We start from the raw sequence: 21,320 nt of genomic DNA, 5'->3' as shown, positions 1-21,320 counted from the left end.
ACTGCTCCTTGTCCCAGCGGTGCCAACCTTCACGCGGGCCGTGTCACCGTGATCTGTGTTACGTCACAGTTTCCGCTATGAAACGTCCCCGCGCAAGAGGTGAGATAAAAGTTCCACATCCGCCGGAACCTGTCATCAAATCCCAGCGCGGCCACCTGATCCCAGCGCGCGTTGAAATCATCGTGCCAGCGGCGCAGGGTCTGGCTGTAGCTTTCGCCGAATTCGATCGAATGGGCCACCTTTAACCCCGCCTTTTCGACTTGCTGGCGCAGCACTGTCGGGCTGGGCAGCATGCCCCCCGGGAAGATGTATTTCTGGATGAAATCGACGCCGCGTTTATACACGTCCCAGCGGGCATCCTGCACGGTGATGATTTGCAGCGTGGCGTTCTTGCCGGGTTTCAGACGGTCGCGCAGGGTGTCGAAATAAACCGGCCAGTATTTTTCGCCCACGGCCTCGAACATCTCGATGCTGGCAATCCCGTCATAGCTGCCGGTCTCGTCGCGGTAATCCTGCAACTTGAAGGTCACCATGTCGGAAAGGCCTGCCTTTTCAATGCGGTCCGTGGCATAGTTAAACTGTTCCTGACTGATGGTCAGCCCCGTCACCTTGATCCCGCGTTCGCGCGCGGCGTATTCGGCGAAGCCGCCCCAGCCACAGCCGATTTCCAGCACGTGATCACCCGCCTTTGCGCCCATCTGGTCAACCATGCTGGCGTATTTCTGTTCCTGCGCCTTTTCCAGCGGCTCTTGTCCGGTTTCAAACTTGGCCGACGAATAGGTCATCGTGTCGTCCAGCCACAGCCCGTAGAAATCATTGCCCAGATCATAGTGATAGCTGATGTTTTTCTTGGCCTGTCGCTTGGAGTTTGACTGCAACCAAAAGCGCAACTGTTCATAGGCACGCACGAACCGCTGCCCCGGAAAGCCGTCATACATTTCTTCGGCGTCATCATGCACAAGGTCCATGAAGGCCTGCAAATCCGGTGTCGTCCACCACCCGTCCATATAGGCCTCGCAGAAACCCAGATCGCCTTCGCGGATCAGGCGGGCGAACAGATCGTCGTTGTGCACCTGCAGCTGCGCGACAAAACCTGCATCCAGCCCCTCGGCCCGAAAATGCCGCCCGTCGGGCAGGATGATGTCCACCCGACCACGCGGAATGCGGCTGATCACATCAAAGACGGATGCGAAATAGCGCGGCAGGTTATCCTGCCCTTGTGTTGTCGTCAGGATCATCCCAACCCCCTGCAAGTGGCGCGCCCCACCCTTGCGGCGCGCATATATCTTAATACAAGTTACGTGGAAGTCACGGAAAGGGTTTCATTTTTTCCGCTTCGGCCAAGAATGACCCAAGGGCAATCACCCGCCATCCCTGTTTTGATAGGCATCCAGCGCGCGCTTGCGGCCCGTGTCCAGCGCCACGACAGGCGCCGGATAGGGTGTATCGGGCGCCAGATTCCAACTGCGCGGAATGGCGTCAAAATAGGACAACGCGGTGGCGGTGGGATCGCCGTGCCCTTCGGCAATCCACGCCCGCGCATAGGCGCGGTCGGCGTCGAATTTGTCCAGCTGGGTTTCGGGGTTGAAGATGCGGAAATAGGGTGCCGCGTCCGGCCCGCTGCCCGCGACCCATTGCCAGCCCATCGCGTTGGCCGCCGGATTCCAATCTATCAGGCAGTCGTCAAACCACGCCTGCCCGATCCGCCAATGGGTCATCAGGTGTTTCGTCAGATACGACCCGACAATCATCCGCGCGCGGTTGTGCATGGTGCCTGTCACATACATCTCGCGCATGGCCGCATCGACAAAGGGTATGCCCGTGCGGCCCATCTTCCACGCGCGCACATCAGCATTTTCCGTTTCGTTCCAAGGGAATGCATCCCAGTCGTCACGCCAGTTTCTGTCCATGATGCGCGGCGTGTGATGCACCAGGTGATAGGCAAACTCGCGCCAGACGACTTCTTTCAGGAAGTGTTCCGCGCCTGCCTTGCCGTCCTGCACCGCGCGCCAACCGGCGTGCCATAGCGCACGCGGCGCGATTTCGCCGTAGGTCAGGTTTTCGGACAGGCGTGATGTGGCCTCGGCGGCGGGAAAATCACGCAAGGTTTTGTAATCGGCGACCCGCCGAGCGATGAACTGGTCCAAACGGTCACGCGCCGCGCCCTCGCCTACGCAGACATGCCGGGCCAGCACATCGGCCCCGCGGTTCATCGCTGCCCCCATTTGCCAATCGTCCAGATTGTCCGATGCGGGCCAAGTATCAGGCAAGGTCAGCGCGGGTTCGGGCAGGCTTGCATCAACATCGCGGTCGCGCACGGATTTCCACATCGGTGTGTAAACCTTGTAGAACCCGCCGGTTTTGGTTTCCACCGTCCAAGGCTCAAACAGCAGATGCCCGTTAAAGCTACGCGCCTCGATCCCGTCGTCTTTCAGCGCGGCTTTCACACCTGTGTCGCGGTCCTTGGCCGCCGGATCATAAAGCCGCGACCAATAGACGGCCCCTGCCCCCGTCTGCGCAATCACCTTGCGCAGCACGTCCAGCGCACGCCCACGGCGCAGGATCAGGCGGCTGTTGTGACGGTGCAGGGATGTGGCCAGACTGCCAACAGACAGCCCAAGGCGGAATTTTGGCGCAGCGCCGTGCGTTTCGACGACCTCATCAAGGATAAACAGCGGTATCACGGGCCGCCCCGTTTTCGCCGCCGCCGTCAGTGCCGGATGATCGGCCAGCCGCAGATCACGGCGAAACCACAGGATTATCGGGGATTTATCAGTCACGGCGCGCCTGTTTTGCTGCTATATCTCCTGATCTAGCGCGCCAATAAGTTTGTCCACCTCGGCGGCGGATGTGTAATGGGTGAACGACAGGCGCAGCACACCCTTGTCGGGGTCCACGCCCATGCCCGCCAGCGCGCGACCTGCATAGAAATCACCACCACCGGTCATGATCCCGTGATTGGCGAGGCGCGCCGCCGCCCCTTCACCCGGTTCGGCCAGCTCCAAGGCAATGGTCGGCGCGCGGGTGTCGGGCGCGCTTGGCCCCAGCATCCGCACCGAGTTTTTCGCCGCCAGATACTCCAGCAGCGGCTCCATCAGCGCGATTTCATGCGCGCGCATCAAATCGTGGGACAGGCGTGCCGCATCGGCCCCCTGCCCGCCACCATGCTGGGCCGACAGCGCGTCCATGTAATCGGCCATGCCCGCACAGGCCGCAACCTGGGCGTGGTCCGGCCCTGCGGGCGTGAACCGTTTATAAAGGCTGCCCCCGTTGAAATGGTGCCCCTGATTGGGCAGGTCCATTCCGAACGCTTCGCGGATGACCATGACGCCCTGATGGGGGCCATAGGTCTTGTAGGCGCTGAACAAATAAACATCGCACCCCAGCGCGCCCACATCGGCAAAGCCGTGTGGCGCATAGCTGACACCATCCACAACCGTGAAGGCCCCTGCCGCATGGGCCAGCGCGGTGATCGCCGCCACATCATTGATTTCACCGACCACGTTGGAGCAATGCGGGAAACAGACCACGCGCACCTTTTCGTCCAATAGGTCGGTCAGTTTGTCAGGGTCCAGATGGCCGGTTTCAGGGTCGATGCGCCATTCGCGCACGTCGATCCCTTCCTCGGCCAGCCTGCGCCACGGGCCGGAATTGGCCTCGTGATCCTGATTGGTAACTACCACCGCGTCGCCGGGTTTCAGCCAGCGGCGCACGGCATTGGCCAGCACATAGGTGTTTTGCGTGGTGGACGGCCCGAACGATACCTCGTGCGTGGCGACCCCCAGCATCTGTGCCAATCGCGTGCGCGCCTCGTCCATTTCGGCCCCTGCCAGTTCCGAAGCTGTGTAGGGCGCATAGGGCTGCACCTTGCGCTGGTGATAGAACCGCGTCAGGCGGTCGATGACTGGTGCGCAAGTATATGATCCACCTGCATTTTCAAAAAAGGCCTGCCCCTGCAACGGTGCCTCGGCGAAGGCGGGAAACTGGGCCCGCACCCATGCAATATCGAGTTTCATGGGCGCAGTGTTTCGCGAGTTTGTGACGATTGCAATCGTGAAGTGGGCCGCTTGCGTTTGGGCGCCCGCATGGGCCAAACGCAAAAGGGCCGCCCCAACCGGAGCGGCCCCATCACAACATGTCAGCGCCCGATCAGCGTTTTTCGGACATCAGCCCGCGCATGATCGAAAAGCACATGACCAGCAGGACTGCGGTAAAGAACAGCCCCGACGAGATCACCATCGCCTGAAGCGAATCCAGACCCGCCGTGCCGGCAGCCCCCAGCAGCAGCACACCCGCAACCGCACCCTCAAAGATGCACCAGAAGATACGCTGCGATACAGGCGCGTCGACCTTGCCACCCGCCGTGATCGTGTCGATCACCAGCGAGCCGGAATCCGACGAGGTCACGAAGAAGATGATGACCAGCACCACCGCAAGCACCGATGTGATCGAGGCCAGTGGCAATTCACCCAACATCGCAAAGAGCGAGATTTCAGGCTTGTAGCTTGCGATCACGTTCTGGAACACGCCGCTTTCGGTTGCGCCCTCGATCACCTGGGTGATGGCAGTGCCGCCGAATGTCGCCATCCAGAACACACAGACCAGCGAGGGGATCAGAAGCACGCAGATCACGAACTCGCGCACGGTGCGGCCCCGGCTGACGCGGGCGATGAACATGCCCACGAAAGGCGACCAGCTGATCCACCACGCCCAGTAGAACGTGGTCCAGCCGTGCAGGAACCCTGTGTCTTCACGCCCGAAGGGGTTGGACAGCGGCCCGATGTTCTTGGCATAGCCCACAAGCCCGCCAAAGAAATCACCAAGGATCGACAGGGTTGGACCGGCCAGAAAGACAAAGGCCAGCAGCAGGCCCGCAAGCCCCATGTTGATTTCCGACAGCACCTTGACCCCGCCATCAAGGCCACGCACGACCGACACAAGCGCGATGGCCGTGATGAAGGCGATGATCAGCACCAGCAGGAACGAACTGTCCGAACTGGTATCGGCATTGCCCCACAGGAACCCAAGGAAGTTGCGCGTACCGTCTTCGGCAACGCCCGACCCGAACACTTCGGTCAGACCCGAAGCCACTTGCGTGGCACCAAAGCCCAGCGATGTGGCCAGCCCGAACAGGGTGGCAAAGGCGGCGATGGTATCAATCGCATTGCCCCACGCCCCCCAGACACGTTCACCCAGCAGCGGATAAAAGGCCGAACGCAGCGTCAGCGGCAGACCCTTGTTATAGCTGAACAATGCCAGCGCCAGACCGACGATCGCATAGATCGCCCAAGGGTGCAGCCCCCAGTGATAGATCGTTGCGGCCATGGCCATCTGGCGGGCCGCCTCGAGTGCGGCCGCATCTGCGACAACACCGTCAACGATGCCCAATTCGCCCCCCAGCGGCTGATCGCCCCAGGGCGTGCCAAAGTAGTAAACCGGTTCAAGCACACCAAAGAACATCAGCCCGATGCCCATACCGGCGGCAAACAGCATCGCGAACCATGCCGGATAGCTGTAGTCCGGCGTGGCCTCGGTTCCGCCAAGGCGCACGCTGCCCCACGGGGTCACGATCAGCAGCAGCGCAAAGAGCACGAACAGGTTAGCCGACAGCAGGAAGAACCAGTCAAAGGTTGATTTCACATAGTTGCGCACCGCAAGGAACGTTTCCTTGGACCCTTCGGGCCAGATCAGCGCGATGGCGACAAACAGCACGATCATCACGGATGAAATCACGAAAACCGGGTTGTGAATGTCGATCTTGAACGGCCCGATTTTCGTTTCGATATTGTCCTGACCGATTTCGTAATCGGTCTGGATCACTTCGGAGTGTCCTTCGGGCTCCGGTATCCCTTGGTTTGTTGTTTCGTCGACCATGAATGGCCCCCCTGTTGTTTTGTTGTTTTGTTGTTTGTGGTCTTGCTCGCCTAGGCGTGACGTACAAGAAAGACGGAAACATCCGTATGGCGCGCAAGGGCGCCGCCATGTGCCGGCAAGATCATATCGGACATGTTGGGCACATGGGTTGCCATGACGACAAGGTCGGCGCCGACCTCGGCCACGGCCCGGACCAGCACATCATCCAGTTCGACCGCAGGATCATGGCTGACGACGGTATGTGATGCGGTGCTGATCGCGTGGCGGCTGGCCTTTTCGGCCGCAAAGCCCGCCAGCTTGTCGCGGTATTCTTCGGGTGAGCGCGCCGCACCGCTGGGCGCCGTCCCGGTGACGCCGACAAACACAAGCTCGACGCCATAGTGGCCCGCCAGATCGGCCGCGACAGTCATTGCCTGCGCAAGACTATCCACATGGGCCAAATCCACGGGCATCATGATACGCTTGAACATATATCCCTCCTGTTCTGACGAATGCAGAGGTGCGCCCTGGGGCGCTGCCCCTATTCGCCTGTTCAATTGGAAAGGATCGCTGCAAACGTCCCCCCACATGGGGAAACGCTAACAGGCAGTTTGTGCAAAAAACACCCCGCAAAGGCACTTTTGCACCAAATCGCGACACGGAGCGGCCGACAAGGGGCGTCAGGCGTTCACGTCGACAACCACGCGGCCCTTGATCTGACCCTTCAAAATATCGCGTCCCAGCCCTGGCAAATCCGACAGGACGGCGGGCTGGACCATGGCGTCCAGCTTGGCCATCGGCAGGTCGCGGGCGATACGCTGCCATGCGCGGACACGGGTTTCATAGGGCTGCATGACCGAATCGATTCCCAACAGGTTCACCCCACGCAACAGGAACGGAATGACCGTGGCGGGCAGTGCCGCCCCCCCTGCCAGACCAACGGCGGCGACCGAAGCACCGTATTGCATCTGCCCCAACACACGGGCCAGCATCTCGCCGCCCACCGCATCGACGCATCCGCCCCAGGTTTCCGCCTCGAGCGGGCGTTTGGTGGTCTCGTTCAGCTCGGCACGGGCCACGATCTGTGTCGCGCCAAGGTCCTTGAGATAATCGGCCGTTTCGGGGCGCCCTGTGACACCGGCCACCTGATGCCCCAGATTGGCCAGAATCGCCGTCGCGACCGACCCGACTCCGCCCGCGGCTCCCGTGACCAGCACCGGCCCGTCCTTGATCCCGTGATCTTCCAGCGCCATCACCGCCAGCATCGCCGTGAATCCGGCGGTGCCCACGGCCATTGCCTGGCGCGCATCCAACCCCTCGGGCAGCGGCACCAACCAGTCGGCCTTGACGCGGGCTTTCTGGGAATACCCGCCCCAATGGGCCTCGCCCACGCGCCAGCCGGTCAGGACAACCTTGTCGCCCGCCTTGTAGCGCGGATCATCTGATGCCTCGACGGTGCCGGCAAAATCAATCCCCGGCACATGCGGATAATTGCGCACCAGCCCGCCGCCCGGTCCGATGCACAGCCCGTCTTTGTAATTCACCGTGGAATACTCCACCGCGACGGTCACATCCCCTTCGGGCAGATCATCAAGGCCGATCTCGCGCACCGCCGCGCTCGTCTTGCCTTCATCATCCTTCTCAACCACCAAAGCGTTGAACATCGCATCTCTCCTTCAATCTCATCTTGCCTGAAATATCCCCGCCGGAGGCTCCGACGGCGCAACAGGCGCTAAATCCAGAATGTTTCCTGCACCACAGCCGGAAACACGCCGTTCTGGGTCACAACGTCCAGATCGGTCGCCGGGTTCCAGTGGGTCATCCGCACCATGCCAATCGCGACATTGGTTTCAAAATCGGGCGACCACGCCGCCGAAGTGATCGCGCCGACCTGATGCTGCCCGTCCATCAAGGGCCAGACACGGTCACAAGGGGGGATGTCCCCTTCGATGCGCAGGGCGCGCACCTGCTTCACCGGCCCCTCGCTGGCGACACGCAACAACGCATCGCGCCCCACGCAACCGATCGCCGTCTGGGTCGAACAGAACCGCCCCAATCCGGCCTCGTGGGGGGTGTTGTCGCGGGTCATGTCGTTGCCATAAGACAGCAAACCGCCCTCGATCCGTTCAATCAGGTTGGGACAGCCCGCATGCACGTCCAAATCGCGCCCCGCTTCCATCAGGGCGTGCCACAGGGGCATGCCGATATCGCCGCCTTCGACGTAAATCTCGAAACCACCCTGCCGGGAATAGCCGGAACGGGCAACCAGCATCTGACGGCCCTGAAATTCAAACCAGCCAAAGCGGAAAAACCGGATATCGCGCACGCCGTCACCAAAGACACGTGCCGCCAGATCATCTGCTTTCGGTCCCTGAATCGCAAGTGGCGACACATCGGGTTCACCCACCAGCACGTCCAGCCGGAAGCCATAGACCAACCCTTTGACCCAGAACAGCAAATCGCTGTCGGCGATGGAAATCCAATAGCGGTCTTCGGCCAGTTTCACGGCCACCGGATCGTTCAGCATCCCGCCGGTTTCATCGACCATCGGCACATAGTAACACATGCCCGGTTCCATCTTGCGCAGGTCACGCGGGGTCAGCATCTGCATCAAACGCCCCGCATCGGGTCCGCGCACTTCGACTTGCCGCTCGCAAGCCACATCCCAGACCTGCACGGCCGTTTTCAGATGCCGGTAATCTTCCTGGACAGACCGGAACACCGTCGGCAACAGCATGTGGTTATAGGACGTATAGCCCTTCACACCCGCGGCTTCGACGCCATCGGAAAACGGAGTGCGCCGCAGCCGGCGTGACGGGGAAATGAGCGCCATTCAGAAATCCTCGGGCATGAAGGCCAGATCGGTCGGGCCGGGTTTGGCCCCCGCCGCCGTCAGCATGGCATGGACCTGACCGCGATGATGGGTCTGGTGGTTGAAGAAATGCACGATGCAGGTTTGCAGCGGCTGGTGCATCTCGCGATCCATCGCGCCGGAATACCACGTCAGCGGGCCGATCAGATCAATCGTGTTCAATTTGTCCGCCCAAAGGGTGATGCGCCCGTCCGTGCGAAACCGCTGTGTGGACCATTCGGTTGGCGTGGATGTCATGGCGGGGCTTTCGGGAATGCCCTGTGCGGGGGGCGGTGTGCCCTGAAACCGCGCCATCCAGATCAGATCGCCCCACAGCAGGTGGTTCAGCGTGCCAAGGATCGAGCCAAAGAACGCACCACGATCACGGCGCAGCTCTTCTTCATCCATCGCATCAACAATGGCGCGCAAGCCTTTGTTTTGCCACGCGTTGTAGCGCGCCATCATCTGACAGTAGCCCGCGTCGATCACTTGGCCGCACCTTTCCAGTCAATCGCGCAAATCTCGCCCGACTTGCCAGACAGATCCCAGACACGGCCATAGTCGCGCACCTTGGATTTCAATCCGCGCGCGGCGATCACATCCGGCCCCATCCAATATTGCGTATTGGTCATGGTCACGGGCTGGCTGGGATCGGTGCCGGTGATCATCTCGATCTCGCCATGGATCTTGCGCCCGATATAAAGGCCACGTTTGGTGCCCTCGCGCATGATATCGACCTTTTCGCGCTCCATGCCGATGATTTCGCTGACCAGCATCGTGAACAGCCCCGTGGTGCCACCTGCCGTGCCGCTAAAGATACGGCCCAGACCGTCATAGGCGGTATCAGAGGCCCGTTCATCCACATAGAGCGCGACCTTCCAGTTGCCCTCGGCCATGCGCCCCGGAATGTCGGCCAGAATGCCGATGTTGAGGCCCGACAGGTCCTCGCCCTCGAAATGACCTTCGTCAATCGCCACGGCCATCCAGGCCTGACAGTAGCCTTCGGTCGGGGGGTGCGCCCCAAGGCTGACCACACAGGGGCAGAACACAGTGCAGTTGCAGTTCAAGAACAGCTCGCCCTTGATGGCCCAGTCGGTTGCGCTGATCTTGCGCCGCAGCGGGTGTGAATTGCCGTCCATGATCGCTCTCCTTTAAATGCCGGCCAGCACCAGCGCGCCCGCGCCGATCAGACCAAATCCAAGGGGTCGCGTCAGGCGATCCCCCAATTGCGGTAGTTTTTCAAACACCATCAGCAGGGTCGCGAGGCCCATAAAGGCAAGGCTCATCACGCCGCCGACAAAGGCCAGCGCCATCAGCGCCCAGCAGCAGCCAAGACAAACCGCGCCAAGGCGCAGTCCCATCCGCCACGCCCCGCTGGCCCAGTGATCCATAAAGAATGCCATCGGCGCGCGGCACTTGCTGACACAGGCGTTTTTCAGGGCGGTGAACTGGTATGCGCCCGCCCCGATCAACAGCGCGGCTGACAGAATGCGGCTTAGGCTCAGGCCGGTTTGATCAACCAGCCCCGCCTGCCACAGCGCCATTTGCGCCAGCGCCGCGACAGCCGAAAAGCCCAGCCAGATCGCAAGGTAGCCCCCCGCGAGGGCCGCGAAATCACGCCGCGATGTGGGTAGGTCGTCAAAGGTCGCGAATGCCGGAAGTGCTGTGGGCAGCATCATCGCCGCCGACATCAGTGCCCACATGCCCCAAAGTTTCACCAAACCCGCGCCGTCCGGTGTGACGCGGCACAGGTCCGCCCAGAAATCGCTGCCGTAAATCCGTGACAGGCTGCGCAACTCGGCGGGGATCGCCATCAGGTAAAGTGCCATCCAGCCCGCCAGAACAAGCCCGAACAGCCCCAGCCAATGGGGTGCCGTCATCGTTCTGATCACGCGTGCAAGCATCTGTCCTCCCCGACTCAGCTCTTGCGTTTTAAATGTCAGACTTTTAAATGTCTGACAAATGAAAATTGATCCCAACAATCCCGCCGACCTGTCCGCCCAGATCGCCAAGGCGATCCGCGATGCCATTATTTCCGGCGCAATGCCGGTGGATGAACGCCTGCCCAGCGAGGCGGAACTGGCCGAACAATTCGCCGTGTCCCGCCCCACCGTGCGCGAGGCGCTGAAACGGCTGGCGGCGCAAAGCCTGATCCGCACACAGCGCGGCGCCACAGGGGGCGCGTTTGTGAACCGTTTGCGGTTCGAGGATGCCTACGCGCAGCAAATCACCACTTCGACCCTGCTACTGAGCATGAATGACGTCAGTTTCACCACCGCCTGTGAAGCCCGCTATGCGCTGGAACGCGCCTGTGCGCCGCTGTCGGCCCAGCGCCGCACGCCTGATCATCTGGCCACCATGCGCGCCGAGTGTTTTCGCCAGTCCCAACCGGGCCTCACGGACGAAGCGTTTTGCGCCTCTGACGTCGCCTTTCACCGTGCGCTGGTGGACGGTGCGGGCAATCCTGTGCTGTCCTATCAACTGGCTGGCGCCGTCGAAGCCATGCAGCCGCTGATGAACATGATCACCTTTACCGCGCGTGATCGCGAACGGATCGTCGCGCTGCACCACGCGATTGCCGACGCATTGGAAGCGCGCGATGGCGGGGCCTGTGACGACCATCTGGCCGCCCTCGCCCGCTATACGATGGAACTGGCCGAAGTAGTCATGGCGCAGCGGGCGGCGCGCTGATCGGGCAGGCCGCCGCAGACAGCAATCAAGGCCGCAGGCCGCCGTGCGGCGTCAGGCCGCCCCGCCGGACTGGCGATGTGGCTGATTCAGGCGCAAATCTAAAAGGGTGGACGTGCTTGGCTACCATAAAGTGCCATGCATCATTGTTGGATCGCCACCCCGCGGCCTGACGATGCACGGCGCGCGTTGGTCGGTGTCGTCAGGGTTCGCTCGCCTGATAAATCCGCGTCAGAAGCGCTGCGCCGCACAGGACCATGATCACATAAAGCGCGACCTGAAAGACCAGCGCCAGATACAGGTCCTGCGCGCTTGGCGTGACAAAGGCATAGGGCAGCATCATGGCACTAAGCAATCCAGCCTGCCCCAGTGACGCCAGCGCCGCCGTCACGGCAATGGCCCCGCGCAGGGGCCGCGTGCGTGCCAGCGATGCGCCCATCGCAAGGTTGTCGCCATATGCGGCCAGATGTGGCAGGCCCATGCCCAGCCGGAACAGCGCATAAAGGAACACCCAGCCCAACACGCAGGCGGCCAGTGCGATAAACCCGTATCCTTGGCCCGATCCGCCTTCAAGCAGTTGAAACCACAGGCCAGTGGCTGATTGCGCGAACGGCGCCAAAAGGTTGAACAGCATGAAGAACACAAAACCAACGGCCACGGTAATCAGCCCAGCAACGATTCCCAAGACAAACCACGAAATGAAATAGCGAAACCACAGCCCCGCCCGCCCGTGTGGGAACAGGCCGTGCGGGTGTTCATCGCGCAGCACAAAGCGGTGCCAGCTTACGGCGACAATCGACACCAAGGCCCAGTTGGCGAGGGTCAGCAGAACCGTGCTGAACCCCGTTGGTGCATAGGTGATGTAGTTGCGCAGATCCCATGCCTCGATCGCAAGGTTGATCAGGAACAGCACCAGCGTGATCTGCAAAACGACGTGGGGATGCCGCAGCAAGGCACCAATCGCGCCCGTGAAAATCGAAAAACCGTTTGGCATCTGCACCCCGCAACAGCGAACACCCCAGCGTTAGCGCAGACACCCCAATGCGGCAAGCACGGCTTGACCCAGCATGTGGCTGGGCCATGTTAAGGCACAGCAAAAGGACAGATCATGGTCGATATCATCAACATCCTCATGGCGCTTGCCAGCATCGCGTTTGGTGCGTTCGGCTGGCTGGCCCCCCGTTACACCATGTCGGCGCTGGACCTGCGCCAGGGCGACAGCGAAATGGGCGTCAGCGAAGTGCGCGCATCCGTGGGCTGTCTGTTTGTGGGTCTTGGGGTTGGCTGTCTGATCATCGGCGAACCCATGGCCTATCTGATGATGGGCGTGGCCTATGCGGGAGCATCGGTGGGCCGCGCGACCGCGCTGGTGCTGGACAATCCACCGCGCAACAAGGCGCTGCTTTATCTGGGTGTCGAGGCGGCAATGGCCCTTTGGCTGATCGTTGCGAACATCTAGCCGCGGTAGCTGTCCACCAATCCGTTTGCGATACGCAGAACCTCGGACAGGAAGAGATCAAGATCGTCGTTGCGCGTGCGGTGATTGTTGATCGCCACGCGCAGGCAATGTTTGCCCGATACGGTCGTATCTGACGGGACGGCGATCCCCGCCTCTTGCACTTGCAACATGATTTCGGTGTTCAGCGCCTTGAGGGCAGCTTCATCTGTGATCCCGTCCACAAACCGGAAACAGACGATATTCAGATCGACAGGTGCGACCAGTTCCAGCCTTGGGTCGGCACGGACCAGCGTTTCCAGATATTGCGCTTGGGCAATGTTCTGGTCAATCAAACGCCCCAGCTTTTCAAAGCCATTTTCCTTGAGCGACATCCAGATTTTCAAGGCCTTGAACCCGCGGCTGAGTTCAAAGCCATAATCAGCAAGGAACTTGCCCGCGATCAGGCCACGGGTTTGCAGTTGCAGGTATTCGCCATGCATTTCAAATGTTTCAAAGTGGCGCTGCGCGTCGCGCACAAGGACACATCCCGCCTCGAACGGGGTGTGCAGCCATTTGTGCGGATCAAGGGCGATGGAATCCGCAAGGTCGATCCCGTCCACCAGCGCCGCGTTCTTCGGCGCAATCCGCACGAAGGCACCGATACAGCCATCCACGTGAAACCAGATATCCTCGCGCGCGCAAATCGCGGCAATCGCACGCAGATCGTCCAGCGCGCCGGTATTGGTGCTGCCAGCCGTGGCGATGACACAGGCGGGTTTGATCCCTGCTGCGCGATCCGCGGCGATGGCACGTTCCAGCGCGGGGATATCCATCCGGAAATGATCGTCGGTTGCGACTTCGCACAGGGCCTTGGCCCCAAGGCCAAGTGTTTCCAGCGCCTTTTGATGGCAGCTGTGCACCTGATCCGAGGCATAAAACCGCAATGGCTGCGGCATCGCCGCGATCCCTTCGGCACGCACATCGACGCCGGCCTTGGCGTTGCGCACGATCGTGTGGGCCACAAGGTTGGCCATGGACCCGCCACTGGTCAAGGTGCCGCTTGCATTGGCAGGAAAGCCCATCAGTTCCTTGAACCAATCCACCACCTGAGTGTCGATCATCGCCGCAGCGGTGTTGCCGCCGCCCAGGTTGGACCCGTCGACCGCTGCCAGAAAATCGCCCAGCGCGCCGGTGAAGTTCCCCGACCCCATATACCAGCCCCAAAAGCGCGGATGGATATTGCCCATGGAATAGGGAAGCATGTTCTTGCGCAGGTCGTCGTAAACGTCGCCCAGCGGTGTCGGCGCACCGGGGGCCGGTGTCTTGAAATGGGCGCGCACCGCATCGGGCATTTCCGTCCAGACAGGCCGGTCCCGCACATCGGCGATATGTTGCACCGCGTCATCAACCATCTGGTGCGCAAGGTCACGTGACAGCGACCAATCGCCCGGATCAAGCGTTTCTTCGTCGTTTTTCATGGTTCTGCCCCCAACCGCCCCAGCGTGGTTGATCACGAAGGGCAAGTCAATCAAGGGCGCATTGATACCGGCGGCGATGGCTGTCTGGCGCATCGCCGCCAATCTGTTGGGCTTACTGGTTGCGATCAAAGATGATCGACGAACGGTAGCTGCCCCAGGCACGGGTTTCGACCATATTGGTGGCCGTCGCACTGTAGCTTTCCAGCCCGTCAATGCGGATCACATGCACGGTGCCGCCTTCGCGTGGGACCACGCCCGCGTGACGTCCGGCGGAACAGATATCGCTATCGGCGGTGTAAGGCCCGCTGCCATAGACCGGACGGCGGGTGCCATCGTCGGCCGGGCATGTGCAGGCCAGCGTATCCGCATCCGCAGGCATCACCGAACAGGCGGCGATCGTGGCGGGGCTGCTGGCCATGACCACATCAAAGCTGCGCCCGTAGCTGCCCCAGTTGCGCGTTGTCACCCCGTTGGCCGACCCGCCCTCATAGGCGTCCTGACCGCCGCGTTTGATCACCAGCACAGCGCCGCCTGCGGTATCAACCGCGCCTGCGTGGCGCGCGGCGGTGCAGATGTCGCTGTCACCGGTATAAGGCCCGCTGCCCCAGACAGATTTCGCAGCACCGCCTTCGGGGCAGCGGCACAGCGCCATGTCGGGCGCGTCAATCCCAAGGCTGGTGCAAACGGGCGCGTTGTCCATTTCGGCCTGCGAAAAGGTTGGCATGGCATCCGCCGCAGCGGCGGTTGTTGCGGGTTCGGCGGCGGCTTGGGCGCGCGCCACGTTGAAACTGCGATCCCACGACCCCCAGCCTTGGGTCGTGATCCCGTTGGCCGTGGACGCGGGATATTCGCCATTGCGCCCCGCAGGTGTCACGACAATCACACCGCCCTGCGCGTCGATCGCGCCCGCGTGGCGCGCCGCCGTGCAGGTGTTGCTGTCGCCCGTGTAAGGCCCACTGCCCCAGACCGAGCCACCGCCCGCCCCCGTCGGACATGCGCAAACCAGCCGTTCCCGCCCGTCCGCCGACGTGGGGCACGCACCCGCATTGGCGATGTCATCAGCCGTGACGCTATGGGCCTCGGCAAAGGCGGCCGGCGCGCCAAGCACGGTCATGAACAAGGCGGCAACAAAAGGTTTTGGGTTCAACATCACAGACTCCGATCAATGGTTTTAGCGAAATGCACTGCGTCACACTATGGCGCGGGCGCTGCAGCGATCATACCCCATATGCGGTAAGGTGGTGCGAAACCCATTGAAATTGCGCCCACGCGCGCTTACCTTGGGGGTGTCCTTCGGGACTATGAACATAAACGCGCACGTAATAACCGGATTGGACCAGGGGGCGGTACCCTGCGCCTCCACCATCATCCTTCATTTGGGGACTTTGGGGGCGAAATAGGATCGACAAACGTCTAAAGGTGTTTGCTTTGTTTCGGTGAGTTACCACCGTTATCGGTACATCAAAGCTAGTTGCAAATGACAACAAAGCTCCGATGGCTCTCGCAGCGTAAGCTGTGCGAAACGTCGAAAATTAAGCCCTTGCGCCTAGCAGCGTAAGGCGGGGTTCGCAGGCACCTGGCAACAGAAGCCTGCACTTTACTTCACTACAATCGGGACCCGCCGCGCCTGTGGAGGACTGACTCCACATTTGGCTGCGCCAATTGTTCTGTCAGGGGAACGAGATTGCCCTGCAATCCCGCGGAAGCCTGCACTTTACTTCACTACAATCGGACCCGCCGCGCCTGTTGACGACTGACTCCACATTTGGCTGCGCCAATTGTTCTGTCAGGGAAGCGAGATTGCCCTGCAATCCCAACCCGCCGCGTATGCAGGCGCGCATGCGCCAAGCCCGACCTCGGGAGGCGTGAAACCGAACGGAACGGGTGTTGCACAAACCAACCCAGCTTACACACACAACAGCCGTTGATGAAAGCCCTCCCGTGGGGGAGGTCGGGCTTGGCGCATGCGCGCCGGGGCGCAAGTGGAACAAGGCTGCGCGCCGGCCCGCATCTGTTGATTTGTTATCCAGAAAAGGCAGGCACCCCGGCGATTGCGTTTGCCACTCTCGCCCCCTTTTGATAGCGCTGCGACCCTAGCGACCGCGCGCCTGTGCGAACGATAACAACTGGCGGGTCTTTTCGTCCCACAGTTTCAGGCGCGCGGACCCGATGCTTTGCCGGATCGTCATCCGGTTGCCGGTGGCAAGTTCGCCATGATCGCGCAGCACTTCGGGCAGGCGGTAAAACGGGATACGGCTGTAAAGGTGGTGCACGTGGTGGATGCCGATATTGGCGCTGAGCCATTGCAGGGGTGTTGGCAAGACATAGTGCGAACTGCCGTGCAGGGCGGCGTCATGCATCTGCCAGTCGGCATCGTGATCCCAGCTGGCCCCCTCGAACTGGTGCTGGACATAGAACAGCCACACGCCAGCCGTTGCCGCCAAAAGCGTGGTCGGCAGGAACACCAGCAGGATCGGCATGACCCCGCCAAAGTAACAGATCACCGACAGCCCAACCACCAGCGCGACATTCGTCCCCATCGCGCTGATCCAGTATTTCACCCCGTTCATCAGCCCCAGCGGCAGGCGGTTCTGCAAAAAGAACAGATAGCCGGGTGCAAGCCCGAACAACACAATCGGGTGGCGATAGGCACGGTATTGCAAACGGCGCAGCCAACCCATCGCGTTATATTCCGCGACCGTCATAGTATAGACATCACCAATCCCGCGCCGCGCCAGATTGCCGTGTGCGCCGTGGTGAATGGAATGGGTGCGCCGCCACACGTCATAGGGTGTCAGTGTCACCACCCCAAGGGCGCGACCCAGCCAATCGCTCAGCGCACGGTTGTTGAAAAACGATCCATGCCCGCAATCATGCTGGATCACGAACAGGCGCAACAGGAACGCGCCATTGAATACGGCGATCGCAAGGGCCAGCCAGTAGCTGTAAGTCAGGCTCCACCATGCCAGCGCCCACAGACCGACAAACGGCCCTGCGGTGATTGCCAGTTCAAACCAGCTGCGCCCGACGCGCGGTTCGCGGTATTTCGCAAGGGTCTTGACCCACTCAATAGGTGCCCGCGCCACCGGTTCATGCTGCGCGTTGATATGATCTGACATGTGCCTGCTTGTTCTTGGTCTTGGTGCTGCCTGCATAACGGGGGAATCCTTTCGCGAACATCAATTTCGTCGCGATTTGCACAAAAGTCTTAATGAGGGGGCATTTGTCACAGGTGGCTGGCAGGTCGGGCGCGAATATCGCAAAACAGGCGAAACGAGTCCCTTGAAAGGCAAACAGTGATGGATATTGCGCTGATCCTTGTGGCGGCCTTTGGTGCGGGGGTGTTGAACACCATCGCCGGCGGCGGCACATTCCTGACCTTTCCGGCGCTGGTTTTCATCGGCGTGCCGCCCGTGATGGCGAATGCCACCAGCGCGGTCGCAGTCTTTCCGGGCTATCTGGGCGGCGCACTTGGGTTTCGCGGCGAACTGGCCAAGTTTGATCGCAAGCAGATGATCCGCCTGACGGTGATCACGCTGATCGCCGCGGTTGGTTTCACGATGTGCGCGGTATTCTTTTGGCGGTTGCTGTAATAGACTTGGCGCGATGGGGATCGGATTGCGCCATATCGTGACACTTGCTCTGGGGCTTGCAGCACCGGTGGCGCAGGCCTGTGACACGGCGCTGATCCTGACGATTGATGTGTCCAATTCCATTGATGTGGCTGAGTACCGCCTGCAAACCGATGGCATGGCGGACGCACTGATCGACCCTGAAATCATGGATGAACTGATCCGCGGGCAAGTCGCGATCATGGTGATCCAGTGGTCGGGTGTGGGCCGCCAGGAGGTGTCGATTCCCTGGACCCAAATCCGCGCCGAAGCCGATGTGGTGGGCCTGTCGGTGCGCGCCCGCACGATGCCGCGCGCCTTTGTGCAATCGGATACGGCGATTGGTGACGCGGTGCTGTTTTCCTTGCGCCAGTTTGCTGATGCGCCCGATTGCCTGCGCCGCGTGATTGACATTTCCGGTGACGGCACGCCAAACGCGGGCACGGATGTGCGCGCCGCGCGTATCGCGGCGGAACGCGCAGGTGTCACCATCAACGGCATCGCCATCGAAGGCATGGGCCTGGCCATCACCGGCTTTTTCCAGCGGGCGGTGATTACCCGCAACGGGTTTGTCATAACCGCGCTGACCCACCGCGATTATCCCCGCGCGATCCGTGCCAAGATCCTGCGCGAGGTCAGCCGCGTGCTGGGTTGACGCACCCGCTGGCGGCGCTTACCCATGATCCATGGGGTCCGCGTCCGCCCCGTAAGGCTTTGGCCCAAGCGATGCATCCACTGACCCTTTCAGAAAGGATGCGCCATGCCGGCCTTCAACGAAATTACCCCCGCCACCCTCATGCGCCTGATCGGCACCCCCGCTGCCCCCGTGCTGGTGGACGTCAGCATTGACGCCGATCACGCCGATGATCCCTTTCTGGTGCCCACGGCCTTTCGGGCGGCCCATACCGATCGTGACGGGCTGTCCGCGCGCCTTGCCGGACGCGATTGCGTTGTGATCTGCCAGAAGGGCAAGAAACTGTCGCATGGGGTTGCCGCGTGGTTGCGCGCGCAAGGGATCGGCGCGCAGGTGCTTGAGGGCGGCAATTATGGTTGGCGTGATGCGGGCCTGCCCCGTGTTCCGGCTGCCGCACGCCCTGCCCCGCTTTGGGTCACGCGCCACCGCCCCAAGATTGACCGCATCGCCTGCCCGTGGCTGATCCGTCGGTTTGTCGATCCTGCAGCGCAGTTTCTGTTTGTGCCCCCGTCCGAGGTGCCAGCGGTCGCCGAGAAGTTCGACGCCACGCCCTTTGACATTGAAGACACGCACTTCAGCCATCGCGGCCCACTTTGCACGTTCGATACGATGATCGCCACCTTCGGGCTAGCCCATCCCGCGCTGGACCGCCTTGCGCTGGTCGTGCGCGCCGCTGATACCGATGATCACGCCGCCAGTCCGCAAGCCGCCGGATTGCTGGCCCTTTCGGTGGGATTGTCGCGGATGTATCGCGATGACATGGCGCAACTAGAAGCAGGCATGAACATCTACGACGCGCTTTATCGTTGGGCACGCGACGGGTTTGACGAAGGGCATGATTGGCCCGCAGGGGCGGCGAAATGACCAGCTACGCAGACATGGTCCGCGTCTTTGGCCGGATCGGGTTGCTTTCATTCGGTGGCCCCGCCGCGCAAATCGCCCTGATGCACAAGGAACTGGTCGAGGACCGCCCGTGGCTGACAGAACCGCAATTCCTGCGCGCGCTGTCGTTTTGCATGTTGCTGCCCGGCCCCGAAGCCATGCAGCTGGCCACCTATTCCGGTTGGCGGATGCGCGGGATCATTGGTGGCTTGCTCGCGGGTGGGTTGTTCGTGATCCCCGGCGCGCTGGTGATTTTCGCGCTGGCCTTTGCCTATGCCGCTTATGGCAACCTGCCGCTGGTGCAGGCGGCGTTTGTCGGGATCAAGGCCACCGTGGTGATCATCGTGATCGAGGCGATCCTGCGCATCGCCCGCAAGGCCCTGCGCGGCCCGCCCGATTGGGCGATTGCGATGCTGGCTTTTGTCGGCTTGTTCGCGCTGAACCTGCCCTTTCCGTTGATCATCGGGGGTGCTGCGGTTTACGGCGCGCTGACGACCCGCGCCACTGCCACCGCCGCGCCCACTGCCCTGCCATGGGGCCAATCCCTGCGGGTGATCGCCATTGGCGGGCTGATCTGGGTCGCGCCGCTGGCGCTGATCCAAGGGTCGGAATTCCTGACCGATATCTGGCTGTTCTTTTCCACATTGGCGGTCGTCACATTCGGCGGGGCATATGCCGTGCTGGCCTATATGACCCAAGTGGTTGTCGTCGATTTCGGCTGGATCGACACCGCACAAATGATGGACGCGCTGGGGCTTGCGGAAACAACGCCGGGGCCGCTGATCCTTGTGACGCAGTTCGTGGCGTTTCAGTCGGGCCTTGGTGCGGGCGGGCCATGGCTGGCGGTGCAGGCCGCCGTGTTGGCCCTTTGGGTGACGTTTGTGCCTTGTTTTATCTGGATATTCGCTGGCGCGCCGCTGATCGACTGGCTGGAAGGGCGGCCAAGGGTTGCAGGCGCGTTAAGCGCGATAACGGCTGCCGTTGTCGGGGTGATCGCCAACCTGTCGCTGTGGTTCGCCGCGCATTTGCTGTTTGCAGACATCGGCAGCTTGGGGCGCCTGAACCTGCTTTGGCCGGTCTGGGGCAGTGTTGATCTCACCGCCCTCGCCTTGATCGCTCTGGCGGGTGTGATGATGCCGGGGATGCAGCGCGGTTTGGTGCTGACGCTGGTCGTGACGGCGCTGGCGGGCGTGGCTGCTGGAATGATCTAGGGCGGGCATTTCTTTTCCCCAACCGCCCCTTTCATCCGCTTCCGAATCCCGTATGCTGGCACCAACGACCAAGGGATGATGCGCATGACCCGTTCAATCGACTACGGAAACCTCATGCACCGCGCGATGCGCGGGCTGATCCAGCAGGTATTGACCGATATCAGCGAACACGGGTTGCCCGGTGAACACCATTTTTTCATCACCTTTGATACGATGCACCCTGAGGTGGAAATCGCCGACTGGCTGTCAGACCGCTATCCCGGCGAAATGACCGTGGTGATCCAGCACTGGTTCGACAACCTGACCGTCACCGACGAAGGGTTCGCGATTACCCTCAACTTTGGTGACAACCCCGAACCGCTGTATATCCCTTACGATTCCATCAAGACCTTCGTCGATCCGTCGGTTGAATTCGGCCTGCGCTTTGAAACCCAGGACGATGATGATGACGCCGAAGATGACCACCCCGAAGCGCCGATGGAGGAGATGGCCGAAGACCTTGCCCCAAGCGAGGCCGAAGTCGTCAGCCTTGACAGTTTCCGCAAATAACGGTTGCGGCAACACGCCCGTTGCAGCGTGGCGCGCGCTGGCGTAAACGGCATACAACCGCATAC

21 protein-coding genes and 1 other RNA gene are annotated in these 21,320 nt (G+C 61.5%); 8 read left to right on the top strand and 14 right to left on the bottom strand.

Annotated elements, in window-relative coordinates:
• Positions 1-29 precede the first annotated feature (29 nt).
• From SJY21_RS01345 to SJY21_RS01300, 10 genes are all read right to left on the bottom strand, one after another.
• Positions 30-1,238 (bottom strand): class I SAM-dependent methyltransferase, encoded by a 1,209-nt coding sequence (locus SJY21_RS01345; RefSeq protein WP_377505087.1) that lies wholly within the window; start codon positions 1,236-1,238, stop codon positions 30-32.
• A gap of 123 nt (positions 1,239-1,361) precedes the next feature.
• Complete coding sequence (locus SJY21_RS01340; RefSeq protein WP_377505084.1) at positions 1,362-2,780, bottom strand: cryptochrome/photolyase family protein; 1,419 nt, start codon at positions 2,778-2,780, stop codon at positions 1,362-1,364.
• An 18-nt stretch (positions 2,781-2,798) separates the two neighbouring features.
• On the bottom strand, positions 2,799-4,016 hold the full coding sequence (locus SJY21_RS01335; RefSeq protein WP_377505081.1) for an aminotransferase class V-fold PLP-dependent enzyme: 1,218 nt from the start codon (positions 4,014-4,016) through the stop codon (positions 2,799-2,801).
• Between the two features lie 133 nt (positions 4,017-4,149).
• Positions 4,150-5,874: a BCCT family transporter gene (locus tag SJY21_RS01330; RefSeq protein WP_377505078.1), complete on the bottom strand. Its 1,725-nt coding sequence runs from the start codon at positions 5,872-5,874 to the stop codon at positions 4,150-4,152.
• Positions 5,875-5,924: 50 nt separating this feature from the next.
• A complete protein-coding gene (locus tag SJY21_RS01325) occupies positions 5,925-6,344 on the bottom strand; it encodes a universal stress protein (RefSeq protein ID WP_377505075.1) in 420 nt (139 codons plus the stop codon).
• 189 nt (positions 6,345-6,533) lie between these two features.
• Positions 6,534-7,517: an acryloyl-CoA reductase gene (gene acuI / locus SJY21_RS01320; protein ID WP_377505074.1), complete on the bottom strand. Its 984-nt coding sequence runs from the start codon at positions 7,515-7,517 to the stop codon at positions 6,534-6,536.
• 68 nt (positions 7,518-7,585) lie between these two features.
• Positions 7,586-8,686 (bottom strand): dimethylsulfoniopropionate demethylase, encoded by a 1,101-nt coding sequence (locus SJY21_RS01315; protein WP_377505071.1) that lies wholly within the window; start codon positions 8,684-8,686, stop codon positions 7,586-7,588.
• A complete protein-coding gene (locus SJY21_RS01310) occupies positions 8,687-9,193 on the bottom strand; it encodes a DinB family protein (RefSeq protein WP_377505068.1) in 507 nt (168 codons plus the stop codon).
• On the bottom strand, positions 9,190-9,843 hold the full coding sequence (locus tag SJY21_RS01305; RefSeq protein WP_377505065.1) for a DUF1326 domain-containing protein: 654 nt from the start codon (positions 9,841-9,843) through the stop codon (positions 9,190-9,192). Before SJY21_RS01305 ends, SJY21_RS01310 begins: the two co-directional genes overlap by 4 nt.
• Positions 9,844-9,855: 12 nt before the next feature.
• Positions 9,856-10,584: a DUF2182 domain-containing protein gene (locus SJY21_RS01300; protein ID WP_377505062.1), complete on the bottom strand. Its 729-nt coding sequence runs from the start codon at positions 10,582-10,584 to the stop codon at positions 9,856-9,858.
• 82 nt (positions 10,585-10,666) lie between these two features.
• Here SJY21_RS01300 and SJY21_RS01295 point away from each other — a divergent pair, with 82 nt between their 5' ends.
• Positions 10,667-11,395 carry a FadR/GntR family transcriptional regulator gene (locus SJY21_RS01295; RefSeq protein WP_377505059.1) on the top strand — a complete coding sequence of 243 codons (729 nt, stop codon included), beginning with the start codon at positions 10,667-10,669 and terminating at the stop codon, positions 11,393-11,395.
• A gap of 199 nt (positions 11,396-11,594) precedes the next feature.
• Here the strand turns inward: SJY21_RS01295 and SJY21_RS01290 are convergent, their stop codons facing one another.
• Entirely contained in the window at positions 11,595-12,386 is a 792-nt protein-coding gene (locus tag SJY21_RS01290) for a hypothetical protein (protein ID WP_377505056.1), read from the bottom strand.
• Positions 12,387-12,500: 114 nt separating this feature from the next.
• Here SJY21_RS01290 and SJY21_RS01285 point away from each other — a divergent pair, with 114 nt between their 5' ends.
• Positions 12,501-12,851: a DUF4345 family protein gene (locus SJY21_RS01285; RefSeq protein WP_377505054.1), complete on the top strand. Its 351-nt coding sequence runs from the start codon at positions 12,501-12,503 to the stop codon at positions 12,849-12,851.
• Here the strand turns inward: SJY21_RS01285 and SJY21_RS01280 are convergent.
• A complete protein-coding gene (locus SJY21_RS01280) occupies positions 12,848-14,308 on the bottom strand; it encodes a pyridoxal phosphate-dependent decarboxylase family protein (RefSeq protein ID WP_377505051.1) in 1,461 nt (486 codons plus the stop codon). The two genes, SJY21_RS01285 and SJY21_RS01280, sit on opposite strands and share 4 nt — an antisense overlap.
• Positions 14,309-14,420: 112 nt before the next feature.
• The gene (locus SJY21_RS01275) at positions 14,421-15,458 is read right to left on the bottom strand and encodes an LCCL domain-containing protein (RefSeq protein WP_377505048.1); all 1,038 of its coding nucleotides are present in this window, start codon (positions 15,456-15,458) and stop codon (positions 14,421-14,423) included.
• Between the two features lie 99 nt (positions 15,459-15,557).
• Between SJY21_RS01275 and ssrA the strand changes: the two genes are divergently transcribed.
• Positions 15,558-15,905: a transfer-messenger RNA gene (ssrA, locus tag SJY21_RS01270) on the top strand.
• A gap of 496 nt (positions 15,906-16,401) precedes the next feature.
• Here ssrA and SJY21_RS01265 read toward each other — a convergent pair.
• Entirely contained in the window at positions 16,402-17,427 is a 1,026-nt protein-coding gene (locus SJY21_RS01265; RefSeq protein ID WP_377505045.1) for a fatty acid desaturase, read from the bottom strand.
• Between the two features lie 180 nt (positions 17,428-17,607).
• Here SJY21_RS01265 and SJY21_RS01260 point away from each other — a divergent pair, with 180 nt between their 5' ends.
• The 5 genes from SJY21_RS01260 (at position 17,608) to SJY21_RS01240 (ending at position 21,255) form a co-directional block, all read left to right on the top strand.
• A complete protein-coding gene (locus SJY21_RS01260) occupies positions 17,608-17,901 on the top strand; it encodes a TSUP family transporter (protein ID WP_377505042.1) in 294 nt (97 codons plus the stop codon).
• A 13-nt stretch (positions 17,902-17,914) separates the two neighbouring features.
• Positions 17,915-18,574 carry a DUF1194 domain-containing protein gene (locus tag SJY21_RS01255; protein WP_377505039.1) on the top strand — a complete coding sequence of 220 codons (660 nt, stop codon included), beginning with the start codon at positions 17,915-17,917 and terminating at the stop codon, positions 18,572-18,574.
• 105 nt (positions 18,575-18,679) lie between these two features.
• Positions 18,680-19,477 (top strand): chromate resistance protein ChrB domain-containing protein, encoded by a 798-nt coding sequence (locus tag SJY21_RS01250; protein WP_377505036.1) that lies wholly within the window; start codon positions 18,680-18,682, stop codon positions 19,475-19,477.
• The gene (gene chrA, locus SJY21_RS01245; RefSeq protein WP_377505033.1) at positions 19,474-20,706 is read left to right on the top strand and encodes a chromate efflux transporter; all 1,233 of its coding nucleotides are present in this window, start codon (positions 19,474-19,476) and stop codon (positions 20,704-20,706) included. The genes SJY21_RS01250 and chrA overlap by 4 nt, the downstream gene beginning before the upstream one ends.
• Before the next feature lie 84 nt (positions 20,707-20,790).
• The gene (locus SJY21_RS01240) at positions 20,791-21,255 is read left to right on the top strand and encodes an SspB family protein (RefSeq protein ID WP_377505030.1); all 465 of its coding nucleotides are present in this window, start codon (positions 20,791-20,793) and stop codon (positions 21,253-21,255) included.
• Positions 21,256-21,320 lie beyond the last annotated feature (65 nt).

This window comes from Octadecabacter sp. R77987 (genome assembly GCF_042466115.1).
In the GTDB taxonomy this organism is placed as follows: Bacteria; Pseudomonadota; Alphaproteobacteria; order Rhodobacterales; family Rhodobacteraceae; genus SW4.
The sequence above is the reverse complement of the archived record's forward strand: the minus strand, read 5'-3'. Positions and strand labels throughout refer to the sequence as shown.

Coding starts and splice junctions, on each gene's coding strand:
- SJY21_RS01305 (WP_377505065.1), bottom strand. CDS start 9,843: ATGGACGGCAATTCACACCCGCTGCGGCGCAAGATCAGCGCAACCGAC.
- SJY21_RS01255 (WP_377505039.1), top strand. CDS start 17,915: ATGGGGATCGGATTGCGCCATATCGTGACACTTGCTCTGGGGCTTGCA.
- SJY21_RS01265 (WP_377505045.1), bottom strand. CDS start 17,427: ATGTCAGATCATATCAACGCGCAGCATGAACCGGTGGCGCGGGCACCT.
- SJY21_RS01330 (WP_377505078.1), bottom strand. CDS start 5,874: ATGGTCGACGAAACAACAAACCAAGGGATACCGGAGCCCGAAGGACAC.
- SJY21_RS01300 (WP_377505062.1), bottom strand. CDS start 10,584: ATGACGGCACCCCATTGGCTGGGGCTGTTCGGGCTTGTTCTGGCGGGC.
- SJY21_RS01315 (WP_377505071.1), bottom strand. CDS start 8,686: ATGGCGCTCATTTCCCCGTCACGCCGGCTGCGGCGCACTCCGTTTTCC.
- SJY21_RS01285 (WP_377505054.1), top strand. CDS start 12,501: ATGGTCGATATCATCAACATCCTCATGGCGCTTGCCAGCATCGCGTTT.
- SJY21_RS01290 (WP_377505056.1), bottom strand. CDS start 12,386: ATGCCAAACGGTTTTTCGATTTTCACGGGCGCGATTGGTGCCTTGCTG.
- SJY21_RS01345 (WP_377505087.1), bottom strand. CDS start 1,238: ATGATCCTGACGACAACACAAGGGCAGGATAACCTGCCGCGCTATTTC.
- SJY21_RS01325 (WP_377505075.1), bottom strand. CDS start 6,344: ATGTTCAAGCGTATCATGATGCCCGTGGATTTGGCCCATGTGGATAGT.
- SJY21_RS01275 (WP_377505048.1), bottom strand. CDS start 15,458: ATGTTGAACCCAAAACCTTTTGTTGCCGCCTTGTTCATGACCGTGCTT.
- acuI (WP_377505074.1), bottom strand. CDS start 7,517: ATGTTCAACGCTTTGGTGGTTGAGAAGGATGATGAAGGCAAGACGAGC.
- SJY21_RS01295 (WP_377505059.1), top strand. CDS start 10,667: ATGAAAATTGATCCCAACAATCCCGCCGACCTGTCCGCCCAGATCGCC.
- SJY21_RS01280 (WP_377505051.1), bottom strand. CDS start 14,308: ATGAAAAACGACGAAGAAACGCTTGATCCGGGCGATTGGTCGCTGTCA.
- chrA (WP_377505033.1), top strand. CDS start 19,474: ATGACCAGCTACGCAGACATGGTCCGCGTCTTTGGCCGGATCGGGTTG.
- SJY21_RS01250 (WP_377505036.1), top strand. CDS start 18,680: ATGCCGGCCTTCAACGAAATTACCCCCGCCACCCTCATGCGCCTGATC.
- SJY21_RS01335 (WP_377505081.1), bottom strand. CDS start 4,016: ATGAAACTCGATATTGCATGGGTGCGGGCCCAGTTTCCCGCCTTCGCC.
- SJY21_RS01240 (WP_377505030.1), top strand. CDS start 20,791: ATGACCCGTTCAATCGACTACGGAAACCTCATGCACCGCGCGATGCGC.
- SJY21_RS01260 (WP_377505042.1), top strand. CDS start 17,608: ATGGATATTGCGCTGATCCTTGTGGCGGCCTTTGGTGCGGGGGTGTTG.